General features: G+C 70.5%; 22 protein-coding genes. 10 read left to right on the plus strand and 12 right to left on the minus strand.

Translation table 11 applies throughout. From position 1 onward, the window contains the following. Nucleotides 1-18 precede the first annotated feature (18 nt). From ACFWJ8_RS14010 to ACFWJ8_RS14020, 3 genes are read right to left on the minus strand one after another with little or no spacing between them, the layout of a single operon-like run. Nucleotides 19-1,356, minus strand: a complete 1,338-nt coding sequence (locus tag ACFWJ8_RS14010; protein WP_378812441.1) for a class II 3-deoxy-7-phosphoheptulonate synthase — start codon at nt 1,354-1,356, stop codon at nt 19-21. A 51-nt stretch (nt 1,357-1,407) separates the two neighbouring features. Further along, on the minus strand, nt 1,408-2,109 hold the full coding sequence (locus tag ACFWJ8_RS14015) for a lysophospholipid acyltransferase family protein (RefSeq protein WP_378812444.1): 702 nt from the start codon (nt 2,107-2,109) through the stop codon (nt 1,408-1,410). 7 nt (nt 2,110-2,116) lie between these two features. Beyond that, nucleotides 2,117-3,052 carry an ROK family glucokinase gene (locus ACFWJ8_RS14020; RefSeq protein ID WP_378812446.1) on the minus strand — a complete coding sequence of 312 codons (936 nt, stop codon included), beginning with the start codon at nt 3,050-3,052 and terminating at the stop codon, nt 2,117-2,119. Between the two features lie 154 nt (nt 3,053-3,206). Between ACFWJ8_RS14020 and ACFWJ8_RS14025 the strand changes: the two genes are divergently transcribed. Next, nucleotides 3,207-5,033 carry an AMP-dependent synthetase/ligase gene (locus tag ACFWJ8_RS14025; protein ID WP_378812449.1) on the plus strand — a complete coding sequence of 609 codons (1,827 nt, stop codon included), beginning with the start codon at nt 3,207-3,209 and terminating at the stop codon, nt 5,031-5,033. 67 nt (nt 5,034-5,100) lie between these two features. On the opposite strand, the gene ACFWJ8_RS14030 is transcribed toward ACFWJ8_RS14025, so the two are convergent. Genes ACFWJ8_RS14030 through ACFWJ8_RS14040 form a run of 3 tightly spaced genes read right to left on the minus strand, consistent with a single transcriptional unit; the run spans nt 5,101 to nt 10,992 of the window. Then, nucleotides 5,101-5,592: a peptide deformylase gene (locus ACFWJ8_RS14030; RefSeq protein ID WP_378812452.1), complete on the minus strand. Its 492-nt coding sequence runs from the start codon at nt 5,590-5,592 to the stop codon at nt 5,101-5,103. After that, nucleotides 5,592-7,535 carry an AAA family ATPase gene (locus tag ACFWJ8_RS14035; RefSeq protein ID WP_378812454.1) on the minus strand — a complete coding sequence of 648 codons (1,944 nt, stop codon included), beginning with the start codon at nt 7,533-7,535 and terminating at the stop codon, nt 5,592-5,594. Before ACFWJ8_RS14035 ends, ACFWJ8_RS14030 begins: the two co-directional genes overlap by 1 nt. A gap of 49 nt (nt 7,536-7,584) precedes the next feature. Next, nucleotides 7,585-10,992, minus strand: a complete 3,408-nt coding sequence (locus ACFWJ8_RS14040; protein ID WP_378812456.1) for a pyruvate carboxylase — start codon at nt 10,990-10,992, stop codon at nt 7,585-7,587. Nucleotides 10,993-11,101: 109 nt separating this feature from the next. On the opposite strand from ACFWJ8_RS14040, the gene ACFWJ8_RS14045 reads away from it, so the two are divergent. Beyond that, on the plus strand, nt 11,102-11,911 hold the full coding sequence (locus ACFWJ8_RS14045; protein ID WP_220300764.1) for a ParA family protein: 810 nt from the start codon (nt 11,102-11,104) through the stop codon (nt 11,909-11,911). A gap of 143 nt (nt 11,912-12,054) precedes the next feature. After that, nucleotides 12,055-13,269 carry a trans-sulfuration enzyme family protein gene (locus ACFWJ8_RS14050; protein ID WP_378812459.1) on the plus strand — a complete coding sequence of 405 codons (1,215 nt, stop codon included), beginning with the start codon at nt 12,055-12,057 and terminating at the stop codon, nt 13,267-13,269. A gap of 1 nt (nt 13,270) precedes the next feature. On the opposite strand, the gene ACFWJ8_RS14055 is transcribed toward ACFWJ8_RS14050, so the two are convergent. The 3 genes from ACFWJ8_RS14055 to ACFWJ8_RS14065 form a co-directional block, all read right to left on the minus strand. Beyond that, a complete protein-coding gene (locus ACFWJ8_RS14055) occupies nt 13,271-13,813 on the minus strand; it encodes a MerR family transcriptional regulator (RefSeq protein WP_378812462.1) in 543 nt (180 codons plus the stop codon). Nucleotides 13,814-13,934: 121 nt separating this feature from the next. Further along, nucleotides 13,935-14,627, minus strand: a complete 693-nt coding sequence (locus ACFWJ8_RS14060; RefSeq protein ID WP_378812464.1) for a MerR family transcriptional regulator — start codon at nt 14,625-14,627, stop codon at nt 13,935-13,937. After that, on the minus strand, nt 14,627-15,130 hold the full coding sequence (locus ACFWJ8_RS14065) for an FHA domain-containing protein (RefSeq protein WP_378812467.1): 504 nt from the start codon (nt 15,128-15,130) through the stop codon (nt 14,627-14,629). The genes ACFWJ8_RS14060 and ACFWJ8_RS14065 overlap by 1 nt, the downstream gene beginning before the upstream one ends. 201 nt (nt 15,131-15,331) lie before the next feature. Here ACFWJ8_RS14065 and ACFWJ8_RS14070 point away from each other — a divergent pair, with 201 nt between their 5' ends. Further along, nucleotides 15,332-15,679, plus strand: a complete 348-nt coding sequence (locus tag ACFWJ8_RS14070; protein WP_378812470.1) for a hypothetical protein — start codon at nt 15,332-15,334, stop codon at nt 15,677-15,679. A gap of 41 nt (nt 15,680-15,720) precedes the next feature. Here the strand turns inward: ACFWJ8_RS14070 and ACFWJ8_RS14075 are convergent, their stop codons facing one another. Then, nucleotides 15,721-16,122 (minus strand): hypothetical protein, encoded by a 402-nt coding sequence (locus tag ACFWJ8_RS14075; protein WP_378812473.1) that lies wholly within the window; start codon nt 16,120-16,122, stop codon nt 15,721-15,723. Between the two features lie 106 nt (nt 16,123-16,228). Between ACFWJ8_RS14075 and ACFWJ8_RS14080 the strand changes: the two genes are divergently transcribed. Continuing rightward, nucleotides 16,229-16,936 (plus strand): copper resistance protein CopC, encoded by a 708-nt coding sequence (locus ACFWJ8_RS14080; protein ID WP_378812475.1) that lies wholly within the window; start codon nt 16,229-16,231, stop codon nt 16,934-16,936. 9 nt (nt 16,937-16,945) lie between these two features. Then, nucleotides 16,946-18,343 carry a dihydrolipoyl dehydrogenase gene (gene lpdA, locus ACFWJ8_RS14085; protein WP_378812478.1) on the plus strand — a complete coding sequence of 466 codons (1,398 nt, stop codon included), beginning with the start codon at nt 16,946-16,948 and terminating at the stop codon, nt 18,341-18,343. Nucleotides 18,344-18,557: 214 nt separating this feature from the next. Here the strand turns inward: lpdA and ACFWJ8_RS14090 are convergent, their stop codons facing one another. Together ACFWJ8_RS14090 and ACFWJ8_RS14095 are read right to left on the minus strand one after the other, a co-directional pair. Continuing rightward, on the minus strand, nt 18,558-19,196 hold the full coding sequence (locus ACFWJ8_RS14090; protein WP_378812481.1) for a CYTH domain-containing protein: 639 nt from the start codon (nt 19,194-19,196) through the stop codon (nt 18,558-18,560). Next, nucleotides 19,186-19,413, minus strand: coding sequence for a response regulator (locus tag ACFWJ8_RS14095; RefSeq protein ID WP_378812483.1), 228 nt, complete (start codon nt 19,411-19,413; stop codon nt 19,186-19,188). The genes ACFWJ8_RS14090 and ACFWJ8_RS14095 overlap by 11 nt, the downstream gene beginning before the upstream one ends. An 86-nt stretch (nt 19,414-19,499) precedes the next feature. Between ACFWJ8_RS14095 and glgP the strand changes: the two genes are divergently transcribed. The 4 genes from glgP (at nt 19,500) to ACFWJ8_RS14115 (ending at nt 25,933) form a co-directional block, all read left to right on the plus strand. After that, a complete protein-coding gene (glgP, locus tag ACFWJ8_RS14100; protein ID WP_378812485.1) occupies nt 19,500-22,052 on the plus strand; it encodes an alpha-glucan family phosphorylase in 2,553 nt (850 codons plus the stop codon). 190 nt (nt 22,053-22,242) lie between these two features. Continuing rightward, complete coding sequence (locus tag ACFWJ8_RS14105; RefSeq protein ID WP_378812487.1) at nt 22,243-24,789, plus strand: rhamnogalacturonan lyase; 2,547 nt, start codon at nt 22,243-22,245, stop codon at nt 24,787-24,789. 66 nt (nt 24,790-24,855) lie between these two features. Continuing rightward, nucleotides 24,856-25,587, plus strand: a complete 732-nt coding sequence (locus tag ACFWJ8_RS14110) for a glutamine amidotransferase (RefSeq protein ID WP_378812490.1) — start codon at nt 24,856-24,858, stop codon at nt 25,585-25,587. Between the two features lie 79 nt (nt 25,588-25,666). Continuing rightward, complete coding sequence (locus ACFWJ8_RS14115) at nt 25,667-25,933, plus strand: hypothetical protein (RefSeq protein WP_378812492.1); 267 nt, start codon at nt 25,667-25,669, stop codon at nt 25,931-25,933. The last annotated feature ends 2 nt before the right edge of the window (nt 25,934-25,935 follow it).

Here is a 25,935-nt window from a genome sequence, read left to right on the forward strand (position 1 = left end):
TCGTTCAGGCCGTCGGGCTCAGCGCTTCTCGAGCTCCTCGGCCACGAGGAACGCGAGTTCGAGCGACTGCATGTGGTTCAGGCGCGGGTCGCACAGCGACTCGTAGCGCGTGGCGAGGGTGGCCTCGTCGATCTGCTCCGAGCCGCCGAGGCACTCGGTGACGTCGTCGCCGGTGAGCTCGACGTGGATGCCGCCCGGGAAGGTGCCGACGGCACGGTGCGCTTCGAAGAAGCCGCGCACCTCGTCGACGACGTCGTCGAAGCGACGCGTCTTGTAGCCGGTGGGCGTGGTGATGCCGTTGCCGTGCATGGGGTCGGTGACCCACAGCGGGGTGGCGCCGGAGTCCTTGACGGCCTCGAGCAGCGGCGGCAGCGCATCGCGGATCTTGCCGGCGCCCATGCGCGTGATGAAGGTGAGGCGGCCGGGCTCGCGCTCGGGGTCGAGCTTGTCGATGAGCGCGAGAGCCGTCTCGGCGGTCGTCGTGGGGCCGAGCTTCACGCCGATGGGGTTGCGGATCTTCGAGAAGTAGTCGACGTGGGCGCCGTCGAGGTCGCGCGTGCGCTCCCCGATCCAGAGGAAGTGGGCCGACGTGTTGTACGGCGTGTCCGTGCGCGAATCGATGCGCGTCATCGGTCGCTCGTAGTCCATCAGCAGGCCCTCGTGGCCGGTGAAGAACTCGACGCGCTTGAGCTCGTCGAAGTCGGCGCCGGCGGCCTCCATGAACTTGATGGCGCGGTCGATCTCGGTCGCCAGGCGCTCGTACTGCTGGTTGGCGGGGTTCTGCGCGAAGCCCTTGTTCCACGAGTGCACCTCGCGCAGATCGGCGAAGCCGCCCTGCGTGAACGCGCGGATGAGGTTGATGGTCGACGCGGCCGTGTGGTACCCCTTCAGCAGCCGCTGCGGGTCGGCCTGGCGCGAGCCCTCGGTGAAGTCGTAGCCGTTGACGATGTCGCCGCGGTATGCCGGCAGGGTGACCTCGCCACGGGTCTCGGTGTCGCTGGAGCGCGGCTTGGCGAACTGCCCCGCCATACGGCCCATCTTCACGACCGGCATCGACGCGCCGTACGTGAGCACGACGGCCATCTGCAGCACCGTCTTGATGCGGTTGCGGATCTGCTCGGCGGTGGCGCCCGCGAAGGTCTCGGCGCAGTCGCCGCCCTGCAGCAGGAACGCCCGGCCCGACGCCGCGCGCGCGAGGCGGTCGCGCAGGTTGTCGACCTCGCCGGCGAACACCAGCGGGGGCAGCGTGGCGAGCTCCGCGGATGCCGCCGCCACGGCCTCGTCGTCATACCACTGGGGCTGCTGCTTGATGGGCAGGGTCCGCCAGTGGTCGAGTGCGTCGAGGGTAAGAGGCATCCCACGATTCTACTGTCGGGCGATGCCGCCCCGGCGCCGCGTGACGGGGGCTCAGGCCGCGGGCTTGTCCACCGGCTTCTTCAGGCGGTCCTTGACGGTGGAGGCGTACACGTCCTCGTACTCCTGCTCCCCCAGGCGCTGCAGGGCGACCATGATCTCGTCGGTCACCGAGCGCAGGATGTACCGGTCGCCCTCCATGCCCTCGAAGCGCGAGAAGTCCAGCGGCTCGCCGATGACGATGCCCACACGCACGATGCGCGGGATCGTGGTGCCGATCGGGAGCATCGTGTCGGTGTCGACCATCACCACGGGCACCACCGGCACGTGCGCCTCCAGCGCCATGCGGGCAAGGCCCGTGCGGCCGCGGTAGAGCTTGCCGTCGGGGCTGCGCGTGCCCTCGGGGTAGATGCCGAGCAGGTCGCCCCGCCCGAGCACCTGCAGGCCGGTGTTGAGTGAGGCCTCGGACGCCTTGCCGCCGGAGCGGTCGATCGGGATCTGCCCCGTCGCCTTCATGAACATGCGGGTCGCCCAGCCCTTGAACCCCTTGCCCGTGAAGTAGTCGCTCTTGGCGAGGAACGACACCGGGCGGTCGATCATGAGCGGCAGGAAGACGGAGTCCATGACCGACAGGTGGTTGCTCGCGAGGATCGCGGCACCCTCCGAGGGGACGTTGCGCCGGCCGACGATCCACGGGCGCCAGATCGCCTTGACGATCGGACCGATCACCACGTATTTCATCAGCCAGTAGAACATCGGGCGTCTACCCCTCCGCCGAGGCCAGGTCCGCGGCGCCGATGAGGCCCGCGTCGTTGACGAGCTGCGCGATCGCGAACTGCGCGACCGGGCGATCCCCGTATCCGGGGAGCGACGTCTCGTAGGCGAGGCGCACCGGAGCGAGCAGGTCCTCGCCCAGCTGCGCCACGCCGCCGCCGATCACGAACAGCTCCGGGTCGAGCACGGCCTGGAATCCGCCGCACGCCTCGCCGAGGGCCGTCGCGACGCGGCGCAGCGCTTCCGTGGCGCCCGGGTCGCCGGCCAGCACGAGTCGCGACACGGCCGGGCCCGAGATGGTGCCGGTCTCGGCGCGGAGCGCGGCGAGGGCCTGGCCGATCCCGCCGGCGTCGGCGATGTCGTGGGCCTCGCGCTGCAGTGCGCGACCGGAGGCGTACTGCTCGAGGCATCCGCTCTGGCCGCAGCCGCACAGCAGGCCGCCACGGATGAAGCGCATGTGACCGAGCTCGGCCGCGATGCCGTGGCCGCCCCGGAACAGCTCGCCGTCGAGCACGATCGCGCCGCCGACGCCCGTGCCCATCGTGAGCATCACCATGTTCTGGACGCCGCTGCCGGCGCCGAAGCGGTACTCGGCCCAGCCGGCCGCGTTGGCGTCGTTCTCGATCGCGACGGGGAGCTGGATGCCGTCCTCCAGGCGCGCCTTGAGCGGCTCGTTGCGCCACGCGATGTTGGGCGCGTGGATCACGATCGCGCGGTCGCGGTCGATGAACCCGGCGGCGGCCACCCCCACGGCTGCGACGTCGTGCTCTGCGCGGAAGTGGCGGGCCATGTCGATGACGGCCTGGGCGAGCGCCCCCGTGTCGGTCGGCGTGTCGACGCGGACCTTCTCGATGATGCGGCCGTCGGCGTCGACGACGCCTCCCGCGATCTTCGTTCCGCCGATGTCGATGCCGACCTTGAGCACTGCACTTCCTTCCCGGCTGTCGCGCGCGCGAACAGCGTCTTGAAGTCTAGCCAGCGCGCACTCGTCCACACCCCCGACAGCGCGGATGTGACGGCCGATTAGACTCGGATCATCTACCCGAGATAATCCGTCGTCCGGTACCGAAGGAGCTGCCGTGGTCCAGTTCGAAGTCCCCGCGATCGTCCCCGCCGATCCGCAAGCCAACATCTCCGACCTCCTGGTCGAGCGCGTCAAGAAGACACCGAACGGCGCACTGTTCGCCGTCCCCGAGGGCGACGGGTGGCGCGACATCAGCGCCGCCGAGTTCCAGAAGCAGGTGATCGCCCTCGCCAAGGGCTTCGCCGCCGCCGGCATCGAGCCGGGCGACAAGGTGGGCTTCGTCGCCCGCACCACGTACCAGTGGACGCTCGTCGACTTCGCGCTGTTCTACGCCGGCGCCGTCATGGTCCCGATCTACGAGACGAGCTCGGCCGCGCAGATCGCCTGGAACCTGTCGGACTCGGGCGCGATCGCGATCATCACCGAGCAGGCCGACCACACCGCGCGGTTCGAAGAGGCCCGCGCCGAGCTCCCCCTGATCCGCTCCGCGTGGCAGATGCACGCCGGCGACCTCGACAAGCTCGTCGCCGAGGGCGTGGGCGTGACCGATGACGAGATCGAGCGCCGTCGCAGCATCGCGGTGGGCGCCGACATCGCGACGCTCATCTACACCTCCGGGTCGACCGGGCGACCGAAGGGCTGCGTGCTCACGCACGCCAACTTCGTCGAGCTCGCCCGCAACTCGGCGAAGTCGCTCCACGAGGTCGTCGAGACGCCGGGCGCGTCCACCCTGCTGTTCATCACGACGGCGCACGTGTTCGCCCGCTTCATCTCGATCCTCGCCGTGCACTCCGGCGTGAAGGTCGGCCACCAGCCCGACACGAAGCAGCTCCTGCCGGCGCTCGGCTCCTTCAAGCCGACCTTCCTGCTCGCGGTGCCCCGCGTGTTCGAGAAGGTCTACAACTCGGCCGAGCAGAAGGCCGAGGCCGGAGGCAAGGGCAAGATCTTCCGTGCCGCGGCGAAGACCGCCGTCGAGCACTCGACGCTCCTCCAGGACGGCAAGAAGGTCCCGTTCGGCACGAGGATCAAGTTCGCGCTGTTCGACAAGCTCGTCTACTCGAAGCTCCGCGAGGCCATGGGCGGCCGCGTCACGTACGCCGTGTCGGGCTCCGCCCCGCTCGGCCCGCGCCTCGGCCACTTCTTCCACAGCCTGGGCGTGACGATCCTCGAGGGCTACGGCCTCACCGAGACGACCGCCCCCGCGACGGTCAACATCCCGGCGAAGTCGAAGATCGGCACCGTGGGTCCCGTGCTCCCGGGCGTCGGCATCCGCCTCGCCGACGACGGCGAGATCCAGGTGCGCGGCATCAACGTCTTCAAGGAGTACTGGCGCAACGACGAGGCCACCGCGGCCGCGTTCGACGGCGACTGGTTCAAGACCGGTGACGTCGGGTCGTTCGACGACGAGGGCTTCCTCACGATCACCGGCCGCAAGAAGGAGATCATCGTCACCGCCGGCGGCAAGAACGTCTCGCCCGCCGCGCTCGAGGACCCGATCCGCGCCAACCCGATCGTGGGCCAGGTCGTGGTGGTCGGCGACCAGAAGCCGTTCATCTCGGCGCTGGTCACCCTCGACCCCGAGATGCTGCCGGCGTGGCTCGCGAACAACGACCTGCCCAAGGATCTGTCCCTCGCCGACGCGGCGAAGAACCCCGCGGTGCGCGCCGAGGTGCAGCGTGCGATCGACGAGGCGAACAAGTTCGTCTCGCGCGCCGAGTCGATCCGCAAGTTCACGATCCTCCCGACGGAGTGGACCGAGGACAGCGGCCACCTCACGCCGAAGATGAGCATCAAGCGCAACGTCATCCTGGCGGACTTCGCCGGCGACATCGAGGAGATCTACGCGGTGCCGGTGAGCACCACGAACGTCTCGCTCTCCTGACGGATGCAGAAAGGGATGCCGGCGGCCTCGGCCGCCGGCATCCCTTTCGCTTGTCCGAGAAGGTTCGTCAGAACCAGTCGGACTCGCGGATCTCGCGCATGGCGACGCGGCGCCCCTCGGGGGTGAGCCGGTCGAGATACAGCTTGCCGTCGAGGTGATCGGTCTCGTGCTGGAGCGCCTGGGCGAGCAGCCCCTCGCCCTCCAGGACGAGCTCGTTGCCATCGAGGTCGAGGCCGACGACCTTGGCGTACGGGTAGCGGACGGCGTCGTGCCACAGGCCGGGCACCGACAGGCAGCCCTCGCCGATGGCCTCAGGCTCGCCCGACACCTCGACGAGCACGGGATTGAGCACGTACCCGATGTCACCGTCGATGTTGTAGCTGAACGCGCGCAGGCCGACGCCGATCTGGTTCGCGGCGACGCCGGCCCGGCCGGGCAGCTCGACGGTGTCGACGAGGTCGCGCACGAGGGCGCGGACGCCCTCGTCGATGTCGCCGATGGGGGCGCAGACGGACTTCAGGACGGGGTCGCCGAAGACACGGATGGGCCGGACCGCCATCAGGCGGCCACGGCGGGCGTGCGCAGCCCCTCGACGACGGTCGCGGCCAGTTCGCGCGCCGCTTCGCGGGTCGCGGGCTGCAGCTCACGGAACGCGATGGCGCTGCCGGCGGCGATGTGCGGGTCGTACGGCACGCGCACGACGGCACGCACGCGCGTGCGGAAGTGCGCCTCGAGCTCGTCGAGCTGGACGAGCGGATGCCCGGGCTTGGCGTTGTTGAGCACCACGATGGCGCTGCGCACCTTGTCGGCGTAGCCGTTGGTCTCCAGCCACGTCAGCGTCTCGGACGCGAGACGCGCCTCGTCGACGCTGAGGCCGGCGACGATGACGATCTGGTCGGCGAGGTCGAGCGTCGCCCCCATGACCGAGTGCACGATGCCGGTCCCCGTGTCGGTGAGCACGACGGAGTAGTAGTGCGCGGCCAGGGCGGCCACATCGCGGTAGTCGGCGTCGTTGAACGCCTCCGACACGCGCGGATCGGTGTCGGACGCGACGACGTCGAGGCGCGTCTCGTCGCGCGCGACGATGCTCGACAGGTCGTTGAAGCCGACGACCTCGGGGCTGATGCGCACGAGGTCACGCACGGTCTTGCCGCTGTCGCGCGAGATGCGCTCCGCCAGAGTGCCGCGGTCGGGGTTGGCGTCGACGGCGATCACCCGGTCGTCGCGGGCGTCGGCCAGGGCCATGCCGAGAAGGGTGGTCACGGTGGTCTTGCCGACGCCGCCCTTGCGCGAAAGGACCGGCACGAAGCGGGCGCCACCGGCGAGCGGCGCGGCGATGCGGCGGTCGAGCTCCTTGCGGGCGCGGGCGCGCTTGCTGTCGCCCAGGTTGATGCGCTTGCCCGACACCGAGTACACGAAGTGCTGCCACGCGCCCTCGGGCTCGGGCTTGACCACCTGGTGCGGGTCGAGGAGGCGATCGGCGGTGAGCAGGTCGGAGGTCTCGCGGCCGGATTCGAACTCGCCCAGCCGCTTCGAGGTGAGCGTCGGCGTCGGACGCGGGGTCACGCGATCCACGGCGCGCTCGCTCGTGCGCTCCACGACGGGCACGGCGCCGGTGTGCTGCGCCTCGCGTCGCGTCGCCGGAGCGGTCGCCGCTGCCGCAGCGGCCGCCGCGGGGACGACCGTCGCTGCCGGCGTTGTCTTCTTGGTGGACCCGGATGCCGCGGCATCCGTCTTCTCAGGTTCCGGGGCGTGCGCAGGCATGGGATCCTCCACGTTCTCATCGGTCAGCTCGAGGTCGAACTCGGTGCCGTCGAACTCGAAGTCGGCCGCGTCGAAGTCGGCGGCCTCGAAGTCGGTGCCCTCGAAGGCCGCGGCGAACTCGTCGGCCTCCGGCGCGGGCTCGGTCTCTGCCTGGACGGGCTCAGCCACGGGCTCGGCCTCAGGCTCGGCGGACTGGTCCTCCGCGAGCGGCTCCTCGGCGTCGACGGCTGCCGACGCCTCGACGGGCTCCGCCTCGACCTCGGTCGCCGTCTCGTCGGTCGCCGTCTCGTCGGCCGGCGCCTCGTCCGCGGATGCGGCGTCGGCGGGGTCCTCGGCCTCGGCCTCGGCCTCGGCCTGGGGCTCGCCGGCGGCCTCGGTGTCGTCGGACTCGTCGTCGACGATCACGGCGTCCTCGATGACCTCGACCTCGACCTCGTACGCGTCGTCGCCGTCGAGCACCTCTTCGGCGTCGATGACGTCGTCACCGGACTCGGCGGGCACGAACACCTCGACGATCGGCAGGTCGGCGTCGGCCGGGATCTCGATGACGAAGGGGACCTCGTCGTCGATCACGCCGTCGTCGTCGCGGTCGTCGTCCGACTCCGTCGGCAGCTCGACGTTCACCTGCGCGGTCGCACCTCCGAGGATGCCGATGCCTGCGGTGTCCAGGCTTCCGGTGTCGGAGAGCACGCCGTTCACGGGCTCGTCGGGCGTGTGGTCGGTGCGATCGGGCGTCACTGCGGAGTTCTCCTGGGCAGACGTATTCGGGCGGATGCCACCCTCCAGGCTACTGGGCCGGACGGATCACGACCAAAAGGTCTCCGGCATCCACTTGTGCGGTCTCGGCGATCGCGAGCCTTTCGACCACGCCGTCGACGGGTGCGGTGATGGCCGCCTCCATCTTCATGGCCTCGATCGACGCGACCGGCTGACCCGCGGTGACGGTGTCGCCGACGAGCGTCTTGAGCGTCACGACACCCGAGAACGGCGCCGCGACCTGACCCGGCCGCGTGGTGTCGGCCTTCTCGGCCTGCCGCGCCTCGACGGTGATGCTCCGGTCGCGCACGAACACCGGACGCAGCTGGCCGTTGAGCGTGGTCATGACCGTGCGGATGCCCTTGTCGTCGGCCTCGCCGATCGCCTCGAGCCCCACGTACAGCTGCACGCCGCGCTCGATCTCGACGACGTGCTCGGCGCCGGCGGTCAGCCCGTAGAGGTAGTCGGCCGTGTCGAGCACGCTCAGGTCGCCGAACACCTCACGCGTCTGCTGGAACGCCCGGGTCGGTCCCGGAAACAGCAGCTTGTTCAGCATCTCGCGCCGTGATGCGGGGTCGGCGTCGAGCGCGGTCGATTCGGCGTCCGTCAGCGGCGTGATGTCGATGCTGACCTGACGGCCCTGCAGCACCTTGGTGCGGAACGGCTCCGGCCAGCCGCCCGGAAGGTCGCCGAGCTCCCCCGCCATGAAGCCCACGACCGAGTCGGGGATGTCGTAGTTCTGCGGGTTCTCGGCGAAGTCCTTCGGGTCCGCCTTGACGGCCGCGAGGTGCAGTGCGAGGTCGCCGACGACCTTCGACGACGGCGTGACCTTGGGCACGCGGCCGAGGATCTCGTTGGCGGCGGCGTACATGTCCTCGATGAGCTCGAAGTCCTCGGCGAGGCCCAGCGCGATCGCCTGCTGACGCAGGTTCGACAGCTGCCCGCCGGGGATCTCGTGGTGGTACACCCGGCCGGTGGGGCCCGGCAGTCCCGACTCGAAAGGGCGGTACAGGTGGCGCACGGCCTCCCAGTACGGCTCGAGGTCGCTCACGGCGTCCAGCGAGATGCCGGTGTCGCGCTCGGTGTGCGACAGCGCCGCGACCAGCGCCGACAGCGAGGGCTGGCTCGTCGTGCCCGACATCGGCGCGGCTGCCGCGTCGACGGCGTCGGCCCCGGCCGCACTCGCGGCGAGGAGCGTCGCGAGCTGGCCGCCGGCGGTGTCGTGCGTGTGCACGTGCACCGGGACGTCGAACCTCTCGCGCAGCGCGCTGACGAGGCGGGATGCCGCGGCCGGGCGCAGCAGGCCGGCCATGTCCTTGATCGCCAGGACGTGGGCCCCGGCATCCACGATCTGCTCGGCCAGCCGCAGGTAGTAGTCCAGGGTGTAGAGGTCTTCCGCCGGGTTCAGCAGGTCGCCGGTGTAGCAGACGGCGACCTCGGCGACCGCGGTGTCGGTGGCGAGCACGGCGTCGATCGCAGGGCGCATCTGCGCCACGTCGTTGAGCGCATCGAAGATGCGGAAGATGTCGATGCCCGACGCCGCGGCCTCGCGCACGAACGCATCGGTGACCTCGGTGGGATACGGCGTGTAGCCGACCGTGTTGCGGCCGCGCAGCAGCATCTGGATCGCGACGTTGGGCAGCGCGGTGCGCAGGCGGTCGAGGCGCTCCCACGGGTCCTCGCCGAGGAAGCGCAGCGCGACGTCGTACGTCGCCCCGCCCCACGCCTCGACCGACAGCAGCTGGGGCGTCAGGCGCGCGACGTACGGCGCGACGGTCACGAGGTCCTTCGTGCGCACACGCGTCGCCAGCAGCGACTGGTGCGCGTCCCGGAACGTCGTCTCGGTGACCGCCAGCGACTTCTGGTCGCGCAGCGCCTTCGCGAAGCCGGCCGGACCGAGCTCGAGCAGCCGCTGGCGCGAGCCTGCGGGAGGCTCGGTCGTGAGGTCGAGGGCGGGCAGCTTCAGCCGCGGGTCGACGGTGACGGGGTTGTCGCCGTGGGGCTTGTTGACCGTGGTGTCGGTGAGCCAGTTGAGGATCTTCGTGCCGCGGTCCTTGGACTCGCGCCCCTTGAGCAGTCCGGGGCGCTCGTCGATGAAGGACGTGCTGACATCGCCGGCCACGAACGACGGGTCGTCCAGCACCGCCTGCAGGAACGGGATGTTGGTGGAGACGCCGCGAATGCGGAACTCCGCCAGGGCGCGGCGGGCGCGCACGACGGCGGCGCCGAAGTCGCGGCCTCGGCAGGTGAGCTTGGCCAGCATCGAGTCGAAGTGCGGGCTGATCTGCGCGCCCGCGGCCGTGGTCCCGCCATCGAGGCGGATGCCGGCGCCGCCGGGCGAGCGGTACGTCGTGATCTTGCCGGTGTCGGGACGGAAGCCCTGGGTGGGGTCCTCGGTCGTGATGCGGCACTGCAGTGCGGCGCCGCGCAGGTGGATCTTGTCCTGCGTGAGGCCGAGGTCGGCGAGGCTCTGCCCCGAGGCGATGCGCATCTGCGACTGCACGAGGTCGACATCCGTCACCTCCTCGGTGACCGTGTGCTCGACCTGGATGCGCGGGTTCATCTCGATGAAGACGACCTCGCCGGTGCGGGGCCCCGCCGTCTCGAGGAGGAACTCGACGGTGCCGGCGTTCTCGTACCCGATCGACCGGGCGAACGCGACGGCGTAGCCGTGCAGGGCGTCGCGGACCGCGGGGTCGAGGTTGGGCGCCGGGGCGATCTCGATGACCTTCTGATGGCGGCGCTGCACCGAACAGTCGCGCTCGAACAGGTGCACCGTCTCCCCCGTGCGGTCGGCGAGGATCTGCACCTCGACGTGCCGCGGGCGCAGGACCGCCTGCTCCAGGAACACGCGGGCGTCGCCGAACGCGCTCCCCGCTTCGCGCATGGCCTCGGCGAGGGCGGGCGCGAGCTCTTCGGCACGCTCGACGCGGCGCATCCCTCGTCCGCCGCCGCCGGCGACCGCCTTGACGAAGATGGGGAACCCGATCGCTTCGGCCTGCTCGAGGAGCGCGTCGACGTCTTCGGAGGCCTCCGTCGAGCGCAGCACCGGCACACCGGCGGCGACCGCGTGCTGCTTGGCGGTGACCTTGTTGCCGGCCATCTCGAGCACGGTGGCGGGCGGGCCGATGAAGGCGATGCCGTTCGCCGCGGCCTTCTCGGCGAGCTCGGGGTTCTCGGACAGGAAGCCGTAGCCGGGATAGATGGCGTCGGCGCCCGCCTCCTTCGCGACGCGGATGATCTCGTCGACGTCGAGATAGGCCCGGACGGGATGCCCGACCTCGCCGATCCGGTACGCCTCGTCGGCCTTGAGCCGGTGCAGCGAGTTGCGGTCCTCGTAGGGGAACACCGCGACCGTGCGAGCCCCCAGTTCATACGCGGCGCGGAATGCGCGGATGGCGATCTCTCCGCGATTGGCGACCAGGATCTTGCGGAACATTCGACCTCCGTGAGCGGCGGTGCGGGCGGCCCCTGGAACGGGCCCGGGATACGGGCCCTGGAACCGGCTGAGTGTGCTCTCAGCCTAGGGGACGGTAACGTGGTGGCTTGTGCACGTCCTATCCGTCAGCTCGCTCAAGGGTGGCGTCGGCAAGACGACCGTGACTCTCGGACTCGCATCGGCGGCTTTCGCCCGCGGTGTCCGCACGCTCGTCGTCGACCTCGACCCGCAGTCCGACGTCTCCACGGGCATGGACATCCAAGTCGCGGGACGCCTCAACGTCGCCGACGTCCTCGCCAATCCCAAGGAGAAGACGGTCCGTCAGGCCATCACCTCCAGCGGCTGGGCGAAGGTCCACCCGGGCACGATCGACGTCATGATCGGCAGCCCGTCGGCCATCAACTTCGACGGCCCGCACCCGAGCGTGCGCGACGTCTGGAAGATGGAGGAGGCGCTGGCCACCATCGAGGCCGACTACGACCTCGTGCTGATCGACTGCGCGCCCTCGCTCAACGCCCTCACGCGCACGGCGTGGGCGGCATCCGACCGTGTCGTCGTGGTGACCGAGCCCGGCCTGTTCTCGGTGGCCGCCGCCGACCGCGCGCTGCGAGCGATCGAGGAGATCCGCCGCGGCCTCTCCCCCCGCCTGCAGCCGCTCGGCATCGTCGTGAACCGCGTGCGCCCGCAGTCGATCGAGCACCAGTTCCGCATCAAGGAGCTGCGCGACATGTTCGGCCCCCTGGTCCTGTCGCCCCAGCTGCCGGAGCGCACGTCGCTGCAGCAGGCGCAGGGCGCGGCCAAGCCGCTGCACATCTGGCCGGGCGACTCCGCCCAGGAGCTCGCGGCCGACTTCGACTCGCTGCTCGACCGCATCATGCGCACGGGCCGCATCCCGTCGCCCGACGAGCCTCGTCCCTGAATCGCTGCGCGGAGCGGCCGGATGCCGGGTGCCCGGCATCCACGATTCACCACTTTGCTCACCCGATGAGCACTCTGCGTATTTTGTGCACGCGACCGTGAACACGACTTGCTATCGAAGCCGATTTCACTGACCATATCGCCATGGCACCGATGACGTTGCATCCCGACAGCATTGCCGTGCACGCCGGCCGCGAAGACCTCGCGGACCTCGGCGTCCACGCCCTCCCTCTCGACCTCTCGTCGACCAATCCACTGCCCGACCTCGAGCTCGGAGGCATGTCTTACGAAGTGCTCGCGACCGGCGGCCATCCGTTCGAGGGCGGCTCCAACGTCTACGCGCGACTGTGGAACCCCACCGTCGCCCGGTTCGAGGAGGCGCTCGCGCGCCTGGAGCACGCCGAGGAGGCGGTCGCGTTCTCGTCGGGCATGGCCGCCATGACGGCCGTGCTGCTCGGCGTCTCGCACGAGTCGGCCAAGCGGCACATCGTCGCGGTGCGCCCGCTGTACGGCGGCACGGACCATCTCCTCGCCTCCGGCCTGCTCGGGCTGCAGACCACGTTCTGCGCACCGGAGGACGTCGCCGCCGCGGTGCGCGACGACACCGCACTGGTGGTGCTCGAGACCCCCGCGAACCCGACGCTCGAGCTCGTCGACCTGCGTGCCGTGGTCGCCGCGGCCGGCGACGTGCCGGTGCTCGTCGACAACACGTTCGCGACCCCCGTGCTGCAGCAGCCGCTGGAGCTCGGCGCCGCGCTGTCGCTCCACAGCGCCACGAAGTACCTGGGCGGGCACGGCGACGTCGTCGGCGGTGTCGTGGCGTGCGACGCGCCCCTCGCGGCCGCGCTGCGGCGCACGCGCGCCATCACGGGCGCGATCATGCATCCGCTCGCGGCGTACCTGCTGCACCGGGGCCTCGCGACGCTGCCGGTGCGGGTGCGCGCGCAGCAGGAAGGTGCCCGCATCGTCGCCGAGTGGCTCACGACGCGTCCCGAGGTGGCGCGCGTGCACTTCCCCGGCTTCGCCGCGTGCGACCCGCAGGGCCTCGTGGGCCGTCAGCAGGCCGGGCCCGGCGCCATGATCGCGGTCGAGCTGGCCGGAGGCTTCGAGGCCGCGGCCGCGCTCACGTCCGCGGTGGAGCTGTTCACGCACGCCGTGTCACTCGGGAGCGTCGATTCGCTCATCCAGCACCCGGCGGCCCTCACCCACCGCCCGGTCACGTCGGACGCGAAGCCCTCGGACGCTCTCGTGCGCCTGTCGATCGGACTGGAGGACCCGCAGGATCTCATCGCCGATCTTGCTCAGGCGCTGACGGCCGCGGCTCGCACGGGAGCCCCGGCGATGTCGACGACGGGCTGAGTCAGGCGGTGCGCGCCGCGCGGCGGGCCGCGAGCTCGTCCATGGCGTCGGGCTTCTCGACCTCGAACTCGACGAGCTCGGACTCGACCTCGCGCAGCACCTTGCCGACGGCGATGCCGAAGACGCCCTGACCGCGGCTGACCAGGTCGATGACCTCGTCGTTCGAGGTGCACAGGTACACAGACGCGCCGTCGCTCATGAGCGTGGTGCCGGCGAGGTCGCGGATGCCGGAGGCGCGCAGCTGGTCGACCGCGGTGCGGATCTGCTGCAGCGAGATGCCGGTGTCGAGCAGGCGCTTGACGAGCTTGAGCACGAGGATGTCACGGAAGCCGTACAGGCGCTGCGAGCCGGAGCCGCTCGCGCCGCGCACGGTGGGCACGACGAGTTCGGTGCGGGCCCAGTAGTCCAGCTGGCGGTAGGTGATGCCGGCCGCGCGCGCCGCCACGGCGCCGCGGTAGCCGACCTCGTCGTCCATCGCCGGAAGCCCGTCGGTGAAGAGGAGTTCGGCGGAGAAAGGCTCGTTGTCAGCCATGTCACGGGTCATGCCCGTCCCCCCTCCGAATCGGTATCTCCCACGCTAGATCAGCCTCGTGCCCGCGGCAACGACATCCGGCGTTCGGGCCTCGGCGTGTCGCGCGCGCGGGCCGAGAATCGACGCCCGGGCGTCAGGACAGCAGCCGGTCGAGGGCCGTCCGCACGAAGATCGCGCGCACCTCGTCGAGCCGCTTGGCGAGCTCGGGCGCCACTTCGCCCGCACGGCCGCGGGAGGCGGCATCCGTGCGCCGGAGCAGTGGCGCGAGGGCCGATTCGACCAGCGCCACGTCGCGTTCGGCGTTCTGTCGCAGCGCCCGCACGTGGCGCGGCTCGATGCCGTGCCGGTCGAGCGCGACGAGCGCGCGCAGCAGCGCCACCTGCTGCTCGGTGTACGACTCCGCGCCCGTCATGACGCCTGTGCTGATCGCGTCGTTGAGCAGCTGCGGCGCGGCGCCGGCGGAGGCCAGCAGCTCGTCGCGGCGGTATCGGCGCGGCGCGGGGACGATCGACGGCGGCGGAACCGCCGTGGGCGTGGCCGGGTCGCGGCCGGCATCGACGTCCTCGAGGTAGTCGCGGATGACCGACAGCGGCAGATAGTGGTCGCGCTGCAGCGTCAGCGCGAGACGCAGCCGCTCGAGGTCGGCCTGCGAGAACTTGCGGTACCCCGACTCGGTGCGCAGCGGCGTGACGATGCCCTGCACCTCGAGGAACCGCAGCTTGCTCGACGTGAGCGCGGGGAACTCGGGCGACAGGCGCGCCAGAACCTGACCGATGCTGAGAAGACCCGCGGACGTCGCGTTTTCACGGACGGAAGCCGCGGGCATCAGGCGTCCGCCGCCCGCGCGAGGTCTGCCGGCGAGACGAAGAAGTTCAGGCGGAACTTTCCGATCCGCACCTCGGCGCCGTTGCTCAGCGTGGCGCGGTCGACGCGTTCGCCGTTGACGTACGTGCCGTTGAGAGACCGCTGATCGACGAGGTCGAACGTCGTGCCCGCGCGGGTGATCTCGGCGTGACGGCGCGACACGGTCACGTCGTCGAAGAAGATGTCGGCCTCGGGATGCCGTCCCACCGTGGTGACGTCGGCATCGAGCAGGTAGCGCGCACCTGCTGTGGGTCCGGAGCGCACGAGCAACAGCGCGGCGCCCGACGGCAGCGCATCGATCGCATCGAGCTCGGCCTCGCCCAGTTCGCTGCCGAACGGCACGAACGACAGGTCGGAGTCGTGGCCGAAGGTCTGCGTCGTATCGGCCGCACGGTCGGAATCGTGTGCGTCGGCCCCCGCTGCGCGGCGGATGTCGCCCTCATCGGGTCGGCGGTCGTGCTCCACGGTGTCCTCCTCTGTTCGTTCAGCCTATCCGATCGACTCGGCCGCGGACGAGGTCGAATCCGCGTGCCGGTCACGCTCCGTCCACCGCGCGGACCTGATCGCGCAATGTTTCGCCCCGTGTCGCGCGGGATGCCGCCGATCCCGCACCCGTCTTAGCCTGGCTTCACCGATCCGAACCGATCCGCATTCAAGGAGCACCCCGTGTCCAGCCCGTACAGCCGCATTCCCGCCCTCGAGGTGCGTGAGCGTGCGGCGTGCATGTGCGACCACGGCGACACCTGCTCCTCGTTCGCACCGGGTCACGCGCTGCACCTCATCCAGGCGCGCCTCGCCTCGGCGACGCCGTCGGACTGGGCGGACGCGATCGTCACCGAGGCGGACGCCCGCTCGGGCTTCGTGGTCGTGCGCACGCTCGCAGGCGACGAGATCGCGCTGTGGAACGGCACGGGCGCCGCGGGATCCGTGGCACCGGGCACGCCGGTCGCACTGCACGAGCGCTATCACGTGCTCGCGGTCGGCACCACGCGCTTCAACGTGCTGCGCGGCTGAGCCGGCCGCCGGCCGGCCCGTCGGAACTCTGAGGACTCCGCTCAGCTCATCGCCATCATCATGTCCTTGACGGCCATGCAGGCGTCCATGCACGCCTTGCAGGACTGAGCGCACATCTTGCAGACCTCGCTGTGGTCGGCGTGCTCCATGCACTCGTCCATGGTCATCTGGCACATCGCCATGCACGCGTCGAGCATCGACATCATGACCGCGGGGGTCATGCCCTGCATCCGCATCATCGAGCGCATCATCGTGTTGCACATGTCGGCGCAGTTCATGCAGGCCGTCGCGCACGACATCATCTGCGTGGAGCACACCGTGCACGCCTGCTCGCAGGCCGAGCAGGCGTCCATACAGGCCTGCATGACGGCCATGTCCATGCTCTGCATACCGGGCATCGACATCATGTCCTTCGACATGGCGCCCATCATCATCGCGTCCATCCGCCGCTTCCTTCCGTTGCCGGGTCGGCGGGCAGATCCCCCGCCTTGCCGCCATGCTAGACCTCGGCCGTGCCGGATCGAAGGGCCGGTTAGGCTCGATCGGGTGATGTCACAAACTCTTCACAATCCCCTCACAGCCCGTCTGTCGGCCGCGCTGGCCGCCCTCGCCCTGGCCGTCGTGGCCGTGCTGGCGACGGCATCCCCCGCCGCCGCCCACGACGCGATCATCGGCACCGATCCCGCGGACGGCAGCACGGTCGCCACCCTCCCCGCGCAGCTGACGCTCACGTTCAGCGCAGACATCGCCGACGACCCGGGCGCATCCGAGGTGCAGGTCACGGACGCGTCCGGCGCGAGCCTGGCCGACGGCGCGCCGACCACGACCGACAACGTGCTGACGCAGCCCCTCACCGGCGAGGCGTCCGGCCTGGTGACGGTGCTGTGGAAGGTCGTCTCCAGCGACGGCCACCCCACGTCGGGACAGTTCACCTTCACGGTCGAGGGCGGTGCACCCACGCCCACCCCGTCGCAGTCCGCGACCGCCGCGCCCACGCCGACCGAGAGCACGGCGCCGTCCGAGTCGGCCGCGCCGTCCCCGACGGCGACCGACGCCGATTCCGACACGACGTCCGGTGAGGCGTGGCCGTGGATCCTCGCCGGCCTCGCGGCGGTCGCCGTGCTGGGAGGGGTCGTCTACCTGCTGGTGTCGCGCGCACGGCGCGAGAAGGACCTCTCCGAGCTGTCCGACGAGCAGGCTCGGGATGCCGCCGGCCAGGGTCCCACGCCCGGCTCCGAGTCCGATTCCGACCACTAGGCTGGAAGCATGCCTCACTACGACGTCGCCATCCTCGGCGCGGGGCCCGGCGGGTACGTCGCGGCCGTCCGTGCTGCTCAGCTCGGCCTCAAGGTCGCGATCATCGAAGAGAAGTACTGGGGCGGTGTGTGCCTCAACGTCGGCTGCATCCCCTCGAAGGCTCTGCTCAAGAACGCCGACCTCGCGCACCAGTTCCACCACAAGGCCGAGCTCTTCGGCATCTCGGGTGACGTGCACTTCGACTTCGGGGTCGCGTGGGATCGCAGCCGCACCGTGGCCAACGGCCACGTCAAGGGCATCCACTACCTGATGAAGAATAACAAGGTCGACGAGTACGAGGGTCGCGGCTCCTTCACGGGCCCCAACGCGATCCGCGTCACGAAGGCCGACGGCACCACCGAGGACGTCACGTTCGACAACGCGATCATCTCGACCGGTTCGAAGGTGCGCCTGCTCCCGGGCGTGCAGCTCAGCGAGAACGTCGTGACGTACGAGGAGCAGATCCTCGACCGCGACCTCCCCGAGTCGATCGTCATCGTCGGCGCCGGCGCCATCGGCATGGAGTTCGGCTTCGTGCTGACCAACTACGGCGTCAAGGTCACGATCATCGAGTTCCTCGACCGCGCCCTGCCCAACGAGGACGTGGACGTCTCGAAGGAGATCGCGAAGCAGTACAAGTCGTACGGCGTCGACATCCTCACCTCGACCAAGGTGGAGTCGGTCACCGACCACGGCGACAAGGTCACCGTCACGTACACGGCGAAGGACGGCACTGCCGGCTCCATCGACGCCGACAAGGTGCTCATGTCGATCGGCTTCGCGCCGAACGTCGAGGGCTTCGGCCTGGAGACCACGGGTGTCAAGCTCACCGAGCGCGGCGCCATCGACATCGACGACTACATGCGCACGAACGTGCCGCACATCTACGCGATCGGCGACGTGACGGCGAAGCTGCAGCTCGCGCACGTGGCCGAGGCGCAGGGCGTGGTGGCCGCCGAGACGATCGGCAAGGCCGAGACCCAGACGCTGGGCGACTACCGCATGATGCCGCGCGCGACGTTCTGCTCGCCGCAGGTGGCCTCGTTCGGCCTCACCGAGCAGCAGGCGCGCGACGCCGGCTACGACGTCAAGGTCGCGAAGTTCCCGTTCTCGGCCAACGGCAAGGCCAACGGCCTGGGCGAGCCGATCGGCTTCGTGAAGGTCATCGCCGACGGCGAGCACCTGGAGCTCCTGGGCGCCCACATGATCGGCCCGGACGTGTCGGAGCTCCTCCCCGAGCTGACCTTGGCGCAGAAGTGGGACCTCACCGCCCTCGAGGCCGCCCGCAACGTCCACACGCACCCGACGCTGTCGGAGGCCGTGCAAGAGGCCTTCCACGGCCTCGCCGGTCACATGATCAACCTCTGAACCGACGCACGCAGAGCGCCCCGGACTTCATCGGAAGTCCGGGGCGTTTCGTCTGCGGGCGCTGGAGCGCCCTCCGCTCAACGACCGACACCCGGTCGTTGAGCGAGCGAGGAACGAGCGACACCCGGTCGTTGAGCGAGCGAGGAACGAGCGACACCCGGTCGTTGAGCGAGCGAGGAACGAGCGAGACGAAACGCCTCGATCGCACGAAGGCTCAGGCGCCGAGCGCCCTCGCGAGCTTGGACGCGGATGCCGCTTCCCGGCCGCCCGCGGCGCTCACGGCACGCTCGACGGCGGCGAACAGCGCGGCGCGATCCGCGGGGGCTGCCGGACCGAGCTCGAACTCCCACTCGCGCCATGTGCGCCGCATGCCGTCGCGCTCGTCGGTGGCGACGACGCGGTCGTCGACGAACTCGGCGACCAGTCCCCCGTCGGCATCCCGCAGCGCGTACGCCGTGCGCTGGTTGCGGATGCGCGCGATCGGGGCGTAGTCCGTGGATGCCGCGACCGACGCGAGCGCGGCGGCGACGGCATCCGGAACCGTCCCCTCGGCGCCGAGGGGCCAGTGCAGCTCGATGCGGCCGCCCTCGGTGTCGCGCGGTCCCTTGATGTGCCACCCCTCGTCGGGACCGCCGGTGCGGCGACGGACGGCATACCCGGCACGCGCGAGTGCGAGGTCGGCGGTGTCGAGGTAGACGGCGTCGAGGTCGCGCGGTTCGGCGGCGCCTACCGATGTCACGCCGGGCAGGCCTGACCAGTCGGGCAGCGCCGTGTCGTCGTCGACGTCGAACTTGAGCTCGATCTCGACCGAGCGTGCCGGGTGGGCGTGCGGCCCGCCCGGCTCAGTCGTCACGGCCGTCGGGATTCGGGTCGATGTCTTCGGTGGCCTCGACGTAGACGAAGCGCGTCTCGGTGGGCCCGTCGGCGTCGCCGGTGTTGGCGTCCTCGCCTTCGCGGCGGTAGACGAGCTGTCCCTCGCCGTAGGGAACGATGTACGCGTCGTCGATGGCGGGGTCGAGCGGGATGATCTGTCCGTCGAGGGGTCCGCCGTGCAGTCGTGCGATGGCCATGACGCCAGCGTAGACCCGAACCCTCGTCGGCCCCCTCGGACACGGGCGTGCAAGCGCTTCCAGCTTTTGCCCCTAGAATCGCGAGCGTGAAGGCCATCCGAACGTTCACCGTCCGTCCCGTCCTCGCCGCCCCGCTCGCCCCCCTCGACAGGCTCGCCTCGAACTGGCGCTGGTCGTGGAGCCGGGCCACCCACTCCTTGTTCGCCTCGATGGATCCCGCCCTGTGGGACGAGATCGGCGCGAACCCCGCCCGCATGCTCGGCGCCCTCGGGCAGGAGCGGCTCGACCAGCTCGCGCAGGACGAGACCTTCGTCGCCCGCGTCCGCGAGGAGGACGAACGGCTGACCGCCTACCTCGAGGGCGATCGCTGGTTCCAGCGCCTCGAGGGCGACAAGCCCGTGCACATCGCGTACTTCTCCCCCGAGTTCGGCGTCGACGGCTCGCTGCCGCAGTACTCCGGCGGGCTCGGCATCCTCGCCGGCGACCACCTCAAGAGCGCCTCCGACCTCGGCGTGCCGCTCACCGGCGTCGGCCTGTTCTACCGCGCCGGCTACTTCCGCCAGTCGATCGGCGACGACGGCTGGCAGCGCGAGAGCTACCCGCTGCTCGACCCGTACGGGCTCGGCCTCACGCTGCTGCGGGACCGCGACGGCGTGCCCGTCGAGATCGCCCTCCAGCTGCCGGGTGACCGCCGCCTGCACGCCCGCGTGTGGGTGGCCGACATCGGCCGCATCCCGCTGCTGCTGCTCGACTCCGAGACCCCGTCCAACACCGACGAGATGCGCCGCGTCACCGACCGCCTGTACGGCGGCGGCGGCGAGCACCGCCTGCTGCAGGAGCTGCTGCTCGGCGTCGGCGGCGTGCGGGCCGTGCGGGCCTTCAGCGAACTGACGGGGCGTCCGACGCCCGACGTCTACCACACGAACGAGGGCCACGCCGGGTTCCAGGGCCTCGAGCGCATGTCGGAGCTCATCACGCACGACGGGCTCACGTTCGACGAGGCCCTCGCGCAGGTGCGCGCGGGCACGGTGTTCACGACGCACACCCCGGTGCCCGCCGGCATCGACCGTTTCCCCCGCGACCTCATCGCCGACTTCCTGACGAGCGGCCTCTTCGAGGGCCTCGACGCCGGCCGGGCGATCTCGCTCGGGCTGGAGACGTGGGACGGCGGCGACCAGGGCGTCTTCAACATGGCGGTGCTCGGCCTGCACCTCGGTCAGCACGCCAACGGCGTCTCGGTGCTGCACGGCGAGGTGAGCCGCGGCATGTTCGGGATGCTGTGGCCCGGTGTCGACACCGACGAGGTGCCGATCACGTCCATCACGAACGGCGTGCATGCGCCGACGTGGGTGCATCCGGCTCTCAAGTCCGTGAGCGAGCGGGCGTGGGGCGACGCGTACACCGACACGCACGACTGGAACGACCGCGCGGTCGTGAGCGACGCCGAGCTGTGGGGTGTGCGCCAGCAGATGAAGGGCGAGCTGGTGGCGGAGGCACGGCGGCGCGTGGCGGCATCCCTCTCCAACGGCCACACGCCGGCGTGGATCGAGGACCTGCTCGACCCCGAGGTCCTCACCATCGGCTTCGCGCGCCGCGTGCCGACGTACAAGCGCCTGACACTCATGCTGCGCGACCCCGAGCGGCTGACACGCCTGCTCACCGACCCCGAGCGGCCGGTGCAGATCGTCATCGGCGGCAAGTCGCACCCGGCGGACGACTCGGGCAAGATCCTCATCCAGGAGCTCGTGCGCTTCAGCCGCGACCCGAAGGTGCGCGGTCGCATCGTGTTCCTGCCGGACTACGACATCACGCTGGCGAAGGATCTGTACCCCGGCTGCGACGTGTGGCTCAACAACCCGCTGCGTCCGCTGGAGGCGTGCGGCACGAGCGGCATGAAGGCCGCGCTCAACGGCGCACTCAACCTGTCGATCCTCGACGGCTGGTGGGACGAGTGGTACGACGGCGAGAACGGCTGGGCGATCCCGACGGCCGACACGGCGTCGAACGACGAGGAGCGCGACGACGCCGAGGCCGCGGCCCTGTACGACCTCATCGAGCACCAGCTGGTGCCGAAGTTCTACGACCGCGAGGGCGGCATCCCGGTCGCGTGGCTGAGCATGGTGCGTCACACGATGACCGACCTCGGCACGAAGGCGACGAGCGACCGCATGGTGCGCGACTACGTCCAGCGCCTGTACGTTCCGGCGGCGGCGCACGATGTCGCGCTGCGGGCCGATGGCTTCGCCGAGGCGCGCACGGTGGCGGCGTTCGTGACGCGCGTCAAGGACGCATGGGACCGCGTGTCGATCGCGAGCGTCGAGGGGTCGGGCATCCCGCAGCAGGCGCAGGCCGGCGACACGCTCGAGGTGCGCGCCGATGTGCGCCTGGACGGCCTGTCGCCCGACGACGTCGTTGTCGAGCTGCTGTACGGCCGCACGAACGAGGACGACGCGCTCGCCCGCGACCACTCGGTGCACGTCCTCTCGCCCGCAGGCGATCCGGTCGACGGCGTGACGGCCTTCACCGCCACCCTGCCGCTGTCGGTCACCGGCACGTTCGGCTACACCGTGCGGGTGCGTCCGGCGCACGCGCAGCTGGTGTCTCCGGTGGAGCTCGGGCTGGTCACGTACGCGTCGTAGGACGAACGAAGGGATGCCGGCGGCCGCGGCCGCCGGCATCCCTTCGTTAAATCGTTCCAATGTTCGGGGCGGATCGCTTGACCCGCTCGGCCGAACCGGGCTACGGTCGGTGCGGAAAACGTATTCCCACGTCTCTGACCTGGGTCTACAACGATGCACAGATCCTCACGATTCCGAGAGCGGTTCGACGATGAATCTCCGTAAGACACCCGTACTGCTCGTGGCCGGCACGGCCGCGTGCGCCCTCACCCTCGGCTTGGCGCAACCTGCGGTGGCCGCCCCCTCCGTCCCAGCCGGGACGAAGACTCCGGCATCCACCGGTCCGCAGCTCGAGTCGCTCGACCGCGGGCTCGTCGCCGTCTCGACCGATGAGGGCGTGTTCCTCAGCTGGCGCCTGCTCGGCACCGAGGCCGGGCCCGCCACCGACACCGGCGTGAGCGGTCCCTCGTTCGCGGTGTACCGCGACGGTGAGCGCATCGCCACCGTCGACGACAGCACGAACTACGCGGACCCCGACGGCACATCGGCCTCCGTCTACACGGTGGCTCCGACGTGGCACGACGTGACCGGTGAGCAGTCCGCGCCGGTGGCGGTGTGGGGCGACGGCTTCTACGATCTGCCGCTCACGAAGCCGGCCGACGGCGTGACCCCCGCCGGCGAGGCGTACACGTACTCGGCCAACGACGCGTCGGTCGCCGATGTCGACGGCGACGGGGCGTACGAGTTCGTCGTCAAGTGGGATCCGTCCAACTCGAAGGACGTGTCGCAGAAGGGCTACACCGGCCCTGTCTACATCGACACCTACGAGCTCGACGGCACGCTGCTCAACCGGATCGATCTGGGTGTCAACATCCGGGCCGGCGCGCACTACACGCAGTTCATGGTCTACGACTTCGACGGCGACGGCCGCGCCGAGACCATGCTCAAGACGGCGCCCGGCACGAAGTCGGTCCGCTACGACGCGGACGGCACGGTGGCGGCCGAGTCGTACGTCACGATGCTCGCCGACGACCTCGCCGCCGGGTACACGAACGACGACGACTACCGGATGAGCGCCGCCGACTACCGGCAGCACCTCATCGAAGTGTTCCAGGGCTGGTCGTCGCATCCCGAAGTCGTCGCCGGGCACTGGCCGGCGACGCTGGAAGAGGCGTTCGGCATCCCGGTGACGCACGAGTATCCGCTGTCGGAGGCATCCGCCACCGAACTCGTCGACTACTTCATCTCGACGTACGCGCCCGCCCGCAGCGCCCGCAACGACCTCACGACGTTCGAGGGCTTCATCGTCGACGGTCCCGAGTACCTGACGGTGTTCGACTCGGCGACCGGCGAGGAGCTCGAGACGGTGCGGTACGAGCCCGGGCGCGACGACGACGGGCTGCTGTGGGGCGACTACGCCATGGCGCGCATCGAGCCCGGCAACCGGGTCGACCGCTTCCTCGCGGGAGTGGCATACCTCGACGGGCAGCATCCCTCGGCGATCTTCGCGCGCGGCTACTACACGCGCACGACGGTCCGCGCCTACGACTGGGACGGCGAGCACCTGAGCACGCGCTGGGCGATCGACAGCGGCCACGTGCCGATGACGAACCCGTTCAACGACAGCCCGCACGGGCGCGACGGCACCGACCCGGTGTACGGCTCGATCACGACGCAGGGCTTCCACTCGCTGAGCGCGGCCGACGTAGACGGCGACGGCAAGCACGAGATCGTGTACGGTTCGGCGACGATCGACGACGACGGCGGCCTGCTGTACAGCTCGACCGACGTGCTGCCCGAGGGCAGCGCGGCCCCGGGTGAGGACGTCCGGCTCGGCCACGGCGACGCGATGCACGTGACCGACATCGACCCGAACCGTCCGGGCCTGGAGATCTGGACCTCGCACGAGGGCGCCACGTTCGCCCCCTACGGCTCCGACCTGCGCGACGCGGCGACCGGGCAGGTGCTGTTCGGCGCGTACTCGGGTCGTGACACCGGTCGCGCCATGATCGGCGACGTGCGTGCCGACGTGCCGGGTCTGGAGACGTGGGCGAGCATGCCCGGCGGCACCGAGGCCTCCGGCCTCATGAGCGCGACGGGTCAGATCCTCGGCTCGGCCATCCCCGGCACCAACCAGTCGATCCGCTGGGCGGCCGACATGACGACGCAGATCGTCAACGGCAGCGGCGACCAGACGCCGACGGTCGACGACTGGACCCGCGGCACGGTGCTGACGGCGACGGGCACGCGCGCCAACAACGGCACGAAGGGCAATCCGTCGCTCGTGGCCGACGTGTTCGGCGACTGGCGTGAGGAGCTGCTCGTGCGCACGACCGACTCGCACGCTCTGCGGATCTACACCAGCACCGAGGTCACGACGCACAAGCTGCCGACGCTCATGAGCGACGTGCAGTACCGCGCCGAGGTGGCCCGCCAGAACACCACCTACAACCAGCCGTCGTACACGAGCTACTACTTCGCGAGCGACATGGACTTCGCGAAGGTGCCCGTCCGTACGACGGCCGCGACGCCGAAGCAGCCGAAGTTCGTCGATCCGAAGGGCTCGGCCTCGGACCACGTGGTGGTGACGCCCGACGCGTCGTTCGACTACTACGTCAACGGCGTCAAGGCCGACAAGCCGCTCGTGAAGGTTCCGGCGGGCTCCGCCGTGCAGGTGACGGCGGTGCCGAAGGCGGGCATCGCGGTGGCCGCCGGCGCGGCCTCGACCTGGACCCACCAGTTCGGCGCCGACCGCTGAGACCCGTGGATGCCGGCGGCCGCGGCCGCCGGCATCCACTGTCCCTGTCGCCTCTAGGCTGGAGGGGTGAAGCCGTTCGTCCTCCTCGCGACGCGTGCCGAGGATCTGCCGGCCGACGAGGAGTACGCGCTGTTCCTGCGGTACGCGGGGCTGGAGCCGGAGCAGCTCGTGCGGGTGCGGCTGGAGGCCGACCGGATGCCGCGGCTCGATCTCGACGCACTGTCGGGCATCTTCGTGGGCGGCGGGCCGTTCAACGCGTCCGATCCTCCCGAGAAGAAGTCTTCGGTGCAGCAGCGGGTCGAGGCGGAGTTCGCGACGCTGCTGGACGAGGTCGTCGCGCGGGACTTCCCGTTCCTCGGCGCCTGCTACGGCATCGGCACGCTCGGCGCTCATCAGGGCGCGGTGATCGACCGCACCCACCCCGAGCCGATCAGCGTCGTGCCCGTCACGGTGACGGCGGCCGGGGCAGCCGATCCCCTGCTCGCCGACATGCCGTCGACGTTCGACGCGTTCGTCGGCCACAAGGAGGCGATCTCGCAGCTGCCTGCCTCGGCGACGCTGCTGGCGTCGTCGCCGGCCTGCCCGGTGCAGATGTTCCGCGTCGGCGAGAACGTGTACGCGACCCAGTTCCACCCCGAGCTCGATGTCGAGGGCATCACGACGCGCATCCACGCCTACGCCGAGCACGGGTACTTCGCGTCCGACGAGCTGGAGCTGACGCTCTCGGCCGTGCGACGGGTCGCGGTCTCACACCCGAGCCGCATCCTGCGCGCGTTCGTCGAGCGCTACACGCGCTAGCGACACCTCTACGCACGGCGGAATCGCGGTGGTACGCTCCCCGCATCGACGGCATCCGTCTCCCGAACCGAGGTGCGTCATGAGCCCGAAGAAGCTGCTCGTCACCGCAGCCGCGATCGCGGTCGCCGCGGGCGCCGCGATCCTCGCTCCCGGTGTCGCAGCGGGGGTCCCGCTCGCGCTGGTTCCGGCGTCGTCCGTCGTCGCGCCGCACATCGCGCCGGGCGATGACGCCGGCGGGCACGGCAACGGCAAGGCCTGGGGCCATCACAAGGACGACCCCGGCTTCCCCGGCAGCAACGGCCGCGGCCACGGCCACGGCCACGCAAAGGACTCCCCCGACGACTGACC

The organism is Microbacterium sp. NPDC058389 (genome assembly GCF_042722305.1).
Lineage (GTDB): Bacteria > Actinomycetota > Actinomycetes > Actinomycetales > Microbacteriaceae > Microbacterium.